Here is a 3,577-nt window from a genome sequence, read left to right on the forward strand (position 1 = left end):
GCAGACGTTCCCGCTGGAGCCTTCGGTTTCGGGAGGCCAGCCATGAGCGCCCCACAGTCTGCCCGGCGCCCGGCCGCCGTCGTGGTGGTGCAGAGTCTTCTGTGGCTCTGGCTGATCGGCCTCAGCGTCTTCGTAGCCTTGGGCTACCAGACCATGAACGACCAGGCCGACCAGGAACGGCTGGATTCCCGCCTGCAACGCCTGGAAGCCCGGGCGGCGGGCCTGGTCGAGTCGATCGAGGCTATCCAGCAGCGTCCGGCCATCGCAACGGCGGCGGACCTCAAAGACACCCGCCAAGTCTTGGAAGCACGCGCTGCCCAGGTTGAGAAATCGCTGAGCGGCTATGCCGCTGCCGACGACCTTCAGGCGCTGCGCGCGGAGGTCGAGCAGATCAAGGCGCGCCAGACCGCTGCGTCCGTTCCGCGCGCCGCAGCACCCGCCCAGCCGCGCGCATCGGGCAAGGCCGCCGCTAAGCCCGAACCGCCACCGCTGCCGTTCCGCGTCGTCGGCGCCGAATTGCGCGCTGGCCAGCGCAGCGTGTCCGTTGCGCCGAGCAGTGCGGACTTCACGCCCGACCAGCTTCAGGTGCTGCTGCCAGGTGATGCGCTCGGCCCGTGGCGCTTACAGGCGATTGAGGGCAACACCGCCGTGTTCCAGGCCGGCGACCAGACCCGTCGCGTGGCGATTCCCTGACCGGAGCACACCACATGAAGCCGTCGATCATCCTTTCCGCGCTCCTGCTGGCATCCGCCCAATTGCCCGCCTGGGCGCAGCAGCCGGTCACCGCCCCGGCCCGCAATGCGCAGAACCAGGAGCGTCCGCTGGTCGCCCGAACCCCGGACGACCAGGTAACAAGCGACTGGGGCCTCCAACCGCAGGAATGGGCGCGCTATCGTGAGCTGATGGACGGGCCATTGGGCATCTACTCGCCCAACCTGGACCCGCTGTCCGCGCTGGGCATCGAGGCCCGCACCGATGAAGAACGGCGGCGCTACGCAGAACTGCAGGTGCAGGTCGAAGCACGCCGCGTCGAGAAATTGCTCGCCTACCAGCGCGCCTACGACGATGCCTGGCAGCGCCTGAACCCCGGCATGCAACGGGTGAACCTGCCTGACGACAAGCCCGGCGCAGTGCGCAGCAGCGGCCGTATGGCGGTGTTCGTCAGGGACGGCTGCGTGGCCTGCGGGCAACTCGTGCAGCGCCTGCAATCCTCGGGTACTGAGTTCGACCTGTACATGGTCGGCAGCCGCCAGGACGACGCGCGCATCCGCGACTGGGCCAAGCGCGCGCAGATCGACCCGGCACGGGTGCGCAGCGGCAGCATCACGCTCAACCATGACGGCGGCCGCTGGCTGTCGCTGGGCCTGCCCGGCGATCTCCCAGCGGTCGTGCGCGAGGTGAACGGCCAATGGCAGCGCCAACCCTGACGGCGCCGTTGCGCGCACTGGTGCTCGCTGCTGGCCTCTGCGTCTGCGCCGCCCAGGCCCAGGAAATTCCACCACCGGCCTACCAGCTTGCCGCCCAGCGCGCGGGCATTCCCTCGGCGGTGCTCTACGCCGTGGCCTTGCAGGAGAGCGGCATCCGGCGTAACGGACGCATCGTCCCGTGGCCTTGGTCCCTCAACGTCGCCGGCCAGTCGCGCCGCTACGCGACCCGCGCCGACGCCTGCGCCGGTTTGCAGCAGGCGATGCGCTCCACGCCGCACACGCGCATCGACGTGGGCCTGGGCCAGATCAACCTCGGCTACCAACAGCAGCGTTACGCCAGCGCGTGCGACTTGCTCGACCCGTACCGCAACCTCGCCATCGCTGCCGAGATTCTGAAGGAGCAGCACACCGCCGGTGAGGACTGGTTGCTGGCGATCGGCCGCTACCACCGTCCGGCGGGCGGTGAGCCCGCTGCCCGCTATCGCCGCAGCGTGTCCCGCCACCTCGCGCGCGTGCAGGGCACGCACCCAACCGCCGCGGTCCTCGCCGCGCGCCAGGAGACCTCCCCATGACGAAATCCCATCTGGCCCATCTCGCGGCGAAAGGCCTGCTCGTGCTGCTGGCTGGTCTGCCGCTGGCCTCGCGTGCCGGCGAGCCGCTGATCGTGGTCGAAGACCGTGGCGGCACGTCGGCGCTGCCGTACTACGAAGCACTGAACCTTCAGCCGCGCGCCAACGCTCCGGCCCGGTCGCCCGTCCCGGCGCCTCAGATCCCTGCCACACCGGCGGACGAGGCCGCGATGCTGCCGGTGCGTAGCGCCAAGCTCACGTCCGGCACCGTCGCGCGGCGGGTGATCGAGGCCCCGGGCCTGCGTCCCTTTGTGGTCGTGGGCGACGACGAGGCTTCCCAGGCCTGGTTGCGCCGCCATGCAGCCTCATTGCGCGAGCGCGGCGCGGTCGGTCTGGTGGTCAACGTCGAGACCGTCCAGGGCCTGGAGCGGCTGCGCGCACTGGCACCCGGCGTCCCCCTCGCGCCCGTGTCCGGTGACGACTTGGCCGAGCGCTTGGGCCTGCGGCACTACCCGGCGCTGATCACGGCCACCGGCATCGAGCAATGAAGCCATGTCGGGGAAACAGCCGGTCGAGGTGCTGCTTCGCCCAGCGGTGGAGCTATATACCGTCGCGGCGTGTGCGGGCGCCGCGTTTCTGTCCCTGGTGGCCCCGTGGTCGCTCGCGCTGAGCCCCGCCATGGGTGTCGGCAGCGCACTGGCGTTCGGGGCCTATGGCGCGATCCGCTACCGCGATGCCCGCGTCATCCTGCGCTACCGGCGCAACATCCGCCGCCTGCCGCGCTACGTGATGACCAGCAAGGACGTGCCGGTCAGCCAGCAACGTCTGTTTGTGGGGCGCGGCTTTTTGTGGGAGCAGAAACACACCCATAGGCTCATGCAGACATACCGGCCGGAGTTTCGGCGCTACGTCGAGCCGACGCCGGCCTACCGACTGACGCGGCGCCTGGAGGAACGGCTGGAGTTCGCGCGGTTCCCGCTTTCCCGGCTGCCGAAACTCACCGGCTGGGACATGCCTTTCAACCCAGTGCGCCCGCTGCCGCCCGTGGGCGGACTGCCTCGGCTGCACGGCATCGAACCCGAGGAGGTGGACGTCAGCCTGCCGCTCGGCGAGCGCGTCGGGCACTCATTGGTCTTGGGGACAACCCGCGTGGGCAAGACGCGGCTGGCCGAACTGTTCGTGACCCAGGACATCCGGCGAAAGAACGCGGCGGGAGAGCACGAGGTCGTGATCGTCATCGACCCCAAAGGGGATGCCGATCTGCTGAAGCGGATGTACGTCGAGGCGCAACGCGCGGGCCGCGAGGGCGAGTTCTATGTCTTCCATTTGGGCTGGCCGGACATTTCCGCGCGCTACAACGCCGTGGGGCGCTTTGGACGTATCAGCGAGGTGGCGACCCGCATTGCAGGGCAACTCTCCGGTGAAGGCAACTCGGCGGCTTTCAGGGAATTTGCCTGGCGCTTCGTCAACATCATCGCCCGCGCCTTGGTGGAACTGGGGCAGCGTCCGGACTACATGCTGATCCAGCGGCATGTCATCAACATCGACGCGCTGTTCATCGAGTACGCCCAGCACTACTTC

Annotated in this window: 5 protein-coding genes; all 5 read left to right on the top strand. The window is 69.1% G+C overall.

Annotated features, from left to right (window positions below):
- The first annotated feature begins 42 nt into the window (after positions 1–42).
- A complete protein-coding gene (locus BRO63_RS04545; RefSeq protein ID WP_088138662.1) occupies positions 43–693 on the top strand; it encodes a hypothetical protein in 651 nt (216 codons plus the stop codon).
- A gap of 14 nt (positions 694–707) precedes the next feature.
- Positions 708–1,427, top strand: coding sequence for a TIGR03759 family integrating conjugative element protein (locus tag BRO63_RS04550; protein ID WP_088138663.1), 720 nt, complete (start codon positions 708–710; stop codon positions 1,425–1,427).
- Positions 1,409–1,999 (top strand): transglycosylase SLT domain-containing protein, encoded by a 591-nt coding sequence (locus BRO63_RS04555; RefSeq protein ID WP_088138664.1) that lies wholly within the window; start codon positions 1,409–1,411, stop codon positions 1,997–1,999. The genes BRO63_RS04550 and BRO63_RS04555 overlap by 19 nt, the downstream gene beginning before the upstream one ends.
- Positions 1,996–2,544 carry an integrating conjugative element protein gene (locus tag BRO63_RS04560; RefSeq protein WP_003460312.1) on the top strand — a complete coding sequence of 183 codons (549 nt, stop codon included), beginning with the start codon at positions 1,996–1,998 and terminating at the stop codon, positions 2,542–2,544. The genes BRO63_RS04555 and BRO63_RS04560 overlap by 4 nt, the downstream gene beginning before the upstream one ends.
- A gap of 4 nt (positions 2,545–2,548) precedes the next feature.
- Positions 2,549–3,577 (top strand): conjugative transfer system coupling protein TraD (gene traD, locus BRO63_RS04565; protein ID WP_143219447.1); only part of this gene is annotated, 1,029 nt, incomplete at its 3' end.

This window comes from Achromobacter xylosoxidans (assembly GCF_002192695.1).
Classification (GTDB): domain Bacteria; phylum Pseudomonadota; class Gammaproteobacteria; order Burkholderiales; family Burkholderiaceae_B; genus Achromobacter; species Achromobacter xylosoxidans_C.